This window comes from Oscillibacter sp. UBA6647 (genome assembly GCA_002455655.1).
In the GTDB taxonomy this organism is placed as follows: Bacteria; Bacillota; Clostridia; order Oscillospirales; family Oscillospiraceae; genus Oscillibacter.
Genome location: DKLF01000042.1, coordinates 1 through 4,288 on the forward strand (window position 1 = coordinate 1; position 4,288 = coordinate 4,288).

A 4,288-nucleotide genomic window follows, 5' to 3' on the forward strand; every position below is an offset into this window, starting at 1 on the left:
GAGCATCGACGGCGGCTTTGCCGAGCGGGCCGCTGCCGTCACCTCCTCCCATTTCTGCACGGCGGAGAGGCAGTATCGTATGCCGGTTCCCTATGGAAATCAGAGGCCCCCCACTGCCCAGTGGACCGCCACCGCGTCCGGTTGCTGCATTCTGGGCCGGGAGGGAGAGGGTCCCTTTGTCACCCATGTCACCTGCGGCAAAATCGTGGACAAGGGCGTGACCGATGTGAACAACATGGGCGCGGCTATGGCCCCCGCGGCCTACGACACCATCTCCGCTTTTTTCAAGGATACAAAGACAAAGCCCTCGGACTTTGACCTGATTCTCACCGGCGACTTGGGCGAGCTGGGCCACAGCATCGTCCGGGGCTTTTTCCAGCGGGACGGCGTGGATATGAGCAAAAACTATCTCGACTGCGGCATGCTGCTCTACGACCGTGAAAAGCAGGACATGCACGCCGGCGCCTCCGGCTGCGGCTGCTCGGCGGCGATTCTGTGCGGGTATCTTCTGCCGGGGCTGCGGGCCGGAAAGTGGCGGCGGATTCTCTTTGCGCCCACCGGAGCGCTGCTCTCCCCCACCTCCAGCTTTCAGGGAGAGTCCATCCCCGGCGTGTGCCACGCGGTGTGTATCTGCACGGAGCGCTAGGCGGGTCTTTTCCTTCCCTGCCGCCCGCCTTCTGCATAATTCGGGCAAACATGGAAAAGCTGGGAGAGAAAAACTCGGTTTGGAGGTTTTTATGGACTATCTGAAAGCATTCATCTGCGGCGGCATTCTTTGCGCCGTCGGGCAAATTCTCATTGACAAAACCAAGCTTACCCCTGCCCGCATTCTCACCGGCTATGTGGTGGCGGGCGTGCTGCTGGGGGCGGTGGGCGTTTATAAGCCCATTGCCGAATGGGGCGGAGCCGGTGCCACAGTGCCCCTTACCGGCTTTGGCTTTTCTTTGGCCAAAGGCGTTGAAAAAGCAGTGGCGGAGCAGGGCTGGCTGGGCGTGTTTACCGGCGGACTCACCGCCACGGCGGGCGGCATCGCCGCGGCCGTGATCTTCGCCACGCTGATGGCATTGCTGTTCCGCCCCGGAGACAAGCGATAACTATAAAAAAGCGGCGACTCCTGAAGGAGCCGCCGCTTTTACGCTTGTGAAATCGCTTAGTCCTCGTGATCCTCTCCGCAGTCGCATTCCTCGATGTCGGTGAGATCAAATTCCAGTTTCTCCCCGCAGTTGGGGCAGACCACTTCGCCCTCTTCCAGAATGGACTCGTCGAAGTAGACCGTCTCCTCACAGGTGGGGCAGGTGGTGGCGTAGCAGTCCTCGGAATCGTCGTCTTCTTCGTCGTCATCCTCAAACTCGTCGTCCTCGTAGACGATCTCCTCCACGTCCTCCAGGTCGTCGCTGACAGCGTCCAGGCCCTCAGAGATTTCGATAATCTGGTCCTGATGGTCCTGAAGCTCCAGGGCCACATCGTCCAGAATATCAATGATCATGGTGATCAGCTTGCCCTCCTTGGATTCGGTGTCCAGGCTCAGGCCCTCGGCCAGCCCCTTCAGATAAGCGACTCTCTCGGTAATTTCCATCGTGTACACGCTCCTTTCTTCCTGCTTCGTTGTTTGTTGTATAGAGGAATCCTCCTCTTGATTCAGGCGCGCTCTCTTTTAGTCCTTGCTGCGGGAGAGATACTCGCCTGTCCGGGTGTCGATGTTGATTTTGTCTCCGGTGCTGATGAACAGAGGCACCTTGATCTCCGCGCCGGTTTCCACGGTAGCGGGCTTGGTCACGTTGGTGGCGGTGTCTCCCTTCAGTCCCGGCTCCGTCTCGGTGACCACCAGGTCCATAAAGTTAGGGACCTCCACGGAGAATACGCTGCCCTTATAGCTCAAAAGCTTGCACACCGTGTTCTCCTTCACAAAGCGGAAACCGTCGCCCAGCACGTCCCGGTTCAGGGGAACCGTGTCATAGGTTTCGGGGTCCATGAAGTAGTACAGGTCGCCGTCCTGATAGCTGTACTCCGCCTCCTTGCGCTCCACAAACGCCTGCTCGAACTTGGCGGTGGGGTTAAAGGAAGTCTCGGTGACGCCGCCGGTCACCACGTTTCTCATCTTGGTGCGCACAAACGCCGCGCCCTTTCCGGGCTTGACGTGCTGGAACTCCACCACGGTCATGATCTTGCCGTCCATTTCGAAGGTGACACCGTTGCGGAAATCACCGGCAGTAATCGTAGGCATAGTTTTTCCTCCTTACAAATCTACGAGAAAACGACCCGTCAGGAGGACATTTTCTCTGCTTTTCAAATTTACAAAATAACCTAGGATATTTTACCCCAGATACGGGATGAATGCAAGGGCTTTCCCTCTGATTCGGGGAAATTCAGAAGGATTTTTTATCAATTTCCCTCAATTTGCGGCAGCAAATGGCCTTAAAAGGGGCCTGAAGTGCGTGAAGCACCTTCTGCCAGAGCGTCACGGCCCCGCCCACGGGCTCCACCGTCAGCGCCAAAACTCCCGCCCGCTTGGCGGCCAGACAATCGGTTAAAAGTTTGTCGCCCAGCATGGCGGTGTGGGCCAACCTGCCCCCCGCTTTCTCTATGGCGGCCAGAATCCCCCGGGGAGACGGCTTTCCGGCCCTGCCCTGATAAGGCACGCCCAGCTCGTCGCAAAATTCCGTCACCCGGCTTCCGGAGCGGTTGTTGGACACGATAACAAATCCAATGCCCGCATCCTTCAGCCCGGCAATATAGTCCTTGAGCGCCCTATCCGGGCGGCGTGTCCTTTTCTCTGCCAGCGTGAAATCCAAATCGCTCAGCAGCAGCGTCACGCCCAACTCCCTCAGCAAATCGGGCGTTACCTCGTCATAGCGCGCAAACAGCCTGTCCGGCACCAGGGAAAAAGGCATATTCAGTCTTCCCCCTTCATAGCATTTTACGAATTGATTTATCAATATCCTTAGTATACCAATTTTTTTCAAAGCACACAAGGGGGGTCTTGGCTTGCAGGTCTATCTTGCCGTCACGCCGCAGCAGCTTCGGGAGGCGTCCCGCTTCACCCGTCACTTTGTCCATATGGCCTATCGCATCGGACCGGAGTCCGCCCTGCTGCGCCAGAACCTGCTGGTGCAGACCAAGGGCGGGCTGCTGGGCCTCAGCGACCACGACGCGCCCACGGTGGAGGAGCCGGAAAAGTTAGCCGCCGCCGCTGTGCGAGAGTGCTCCCGGCGGAGCTACGGCGGTGTGGTGCTGGATTTCGAGGCACCCCATCCCAGAGGCGATCTGCTGTTGCTGGCGGGAGCCATGGGAAAGCTTTTTCAAAAAAACCGGCTGACGCTCTACGTACCGGAGTCCTATGCCTCCGCCGCGCCCACAGCGATTGTGCCCATCTGCACAGCCCTGTCCGGAGGCAATCTGACCCAGCGGCTGCGGGATGCCTCTTCCACCTTTGGCACAGGGCGGCTGGCGCTGGATTTAGAGCGGCTGATGATGGACTTCCCTCTTCCCTGTCCCTCTGGTGAGGGCCGCCCCCTGCGGCGGGAGGAGCTGGTGGAGCTGATGGAGCGGGAGCAGCCATCCGTGTTTTTCTCCCCGGACCTGTGCGCCCGGTACTTCACCTATACCTGCCGGGGCGAAACCCATTTCATTCTGTTCGACGACGGAGACACGTTGCTGCAAAAGCTGCGCATTGGCCAAAACTTAGGCGCTCAGTCGGCGTTTTTCCAATATCCCGAGGTCAGTGACCTTTTGGGGAAGCTGTTTGGGAAATAGGCTTTTTTAGGCAGGACGGCGCTCCAAGGCGTCAAAAAGGCGCCGTGGAGGTTTCCACGGCGCCTTTCATCAAAACAAGAATTAATAGAAGCGCTTGTTCTTATTCTTCCGAGCTGCCTCAGACTTCTTGCGGCGCTTGACGCTGGGGCTCTCGTAGTGCTCTCTCTTACGAACCTCCGCGAGAACGCCCGCCTTAGCGCAGCTGCGCTTAAAACGCTTCAGGGCGCTGTCGATGTTCTCGCCCTCTTTGATATGAATTTCAGACATTTATATTTCCCTCCCTCCAGAATGCCGGGAAACCCGCAGCACTTAAGGGCCATTATATTATGGCTTTAACGAAATCATTATAACGGCTGATTCGCGGCTTGTCAAGAGAATTTTCTGAAAAGCGACAAGACGCGAAAAGACGGCCCGCCCCGCAAAACAGGGCGGGCCGCTTTTTATAATTTTTCCAATTCTTCCAAATTTGCGGCCTGCTGGTCCAGTTCCCGCTCCAGCGCAATTGCAACCTGGTCGGGGCAGGAGGTGGACTTCA

General features: G+C 57.7%; 6 protein-coding genes and 1 pseudogene. 3 read left to right on the forward strand and 4 right to left on the reverse strand.

The annotated features are described in order from the left end of the window. Both B2W96_RS03445 and spoVAE read left to right on the forward strand, forming a co-directional pair. A pseudogene (locus B2W96_RS03445) lies at positions 1–646 on the forward strand (stage V sporulation protein AD); the annotation flags it as partial. A 91-nt stretch (positions 647–737) separates the two neighbouring features. Further along, positions 738–1,094 carry a stage V sporulation protein AE gene (gene spoVAE, locus B2W96_RS03450; protein ID WP_293008577.1) on the forward strand — a complete coding sequence of 119 codons (357 nt, stop codon included), beginning with the start codon at positions 738–740 and terminating at the stop codon, positions 1,092–1,094. Between the two features lie 56 nt (positions 1,095–1,150). On the opposite strand, the gene B2W96_RS03455 is transcribed toward spoVAE, so the two are convergent. The 3 genes from B2W96_RS03455 to B2W96_RS03465 all read right to left on the reverse strand — a co-directional run bounded on the left by B2W96_RS03455 (position 1,151) and on the right by B2W96_RS03465 (position 2,891). Further along, on the reverse strand, positions 1,151–1,576 hold the full coding sequence (locus B2W96_RS03455; RefSeq protein WP_293008588.1) for a CD1247 N-terminal domain-containing protein: 426 nt from the start codon (positions 1,574–1,576) through the stop codon (positions 1,151–1,153). A gap of 78 nt (positions 1,577–1,654) precedes the next feature. After that, positions 1,655–2,224, reverse strand: coding sequence for an elongation factor P (efp, locus tag B2W96_RS03460; protein WP_293008579.1), 570 nt, complete (start codon positions 2,222–2,224; stop codon positions 1,655–1,657). Between the two features lie 142 nt (positions 2,225–2,366). Next, positions 2,367–2,891: a YqeG family HAD IIIA-type phosphatase gene (locus B2W96_RS03465; protein ID WP_293008581.1), complete on the reverse strand. Its 525-nt coding sequence runs from the start codon at positions 2,889–2,891 to the stop codon at positions 2,367–2,369. 94 nt (positions 2,892–2,985) lie between these two features. On the opposite strand from B2W96_RS03465, the gene B2W96_RS03470 reads away from it, so the two are divergent. Beyond that, positions 2,986–3,753 (forward strand): hypothetical protein, encoded by a 768-nt coding sequence (locus tag B2W96_RS03470; RefSeq protein WP_293008583.1) that lies wholly within the window; start codon positions 2,986–2,988, stop codon positions 3,751–3,753. Between the two features lie 81 nt (positions 3,754–3,834). Here B2W96_RS03470 and rpsU read toward each other — a convergent pair whose 3' ends face one another. Beyond that, positions 3,835–4,020 (reverse strand): 30S ribosomal protein S21, encoded by a 186-nt coding sequence (rpsU, locus tag B2W96_RS03475; protein WP_040659605.1) that lies wholly within the window; start codon positions 4,018–4,020, stop codon positions 3,835–3,837. Positions 4,021–4,288: the final 268 nt, after the last annotated feature.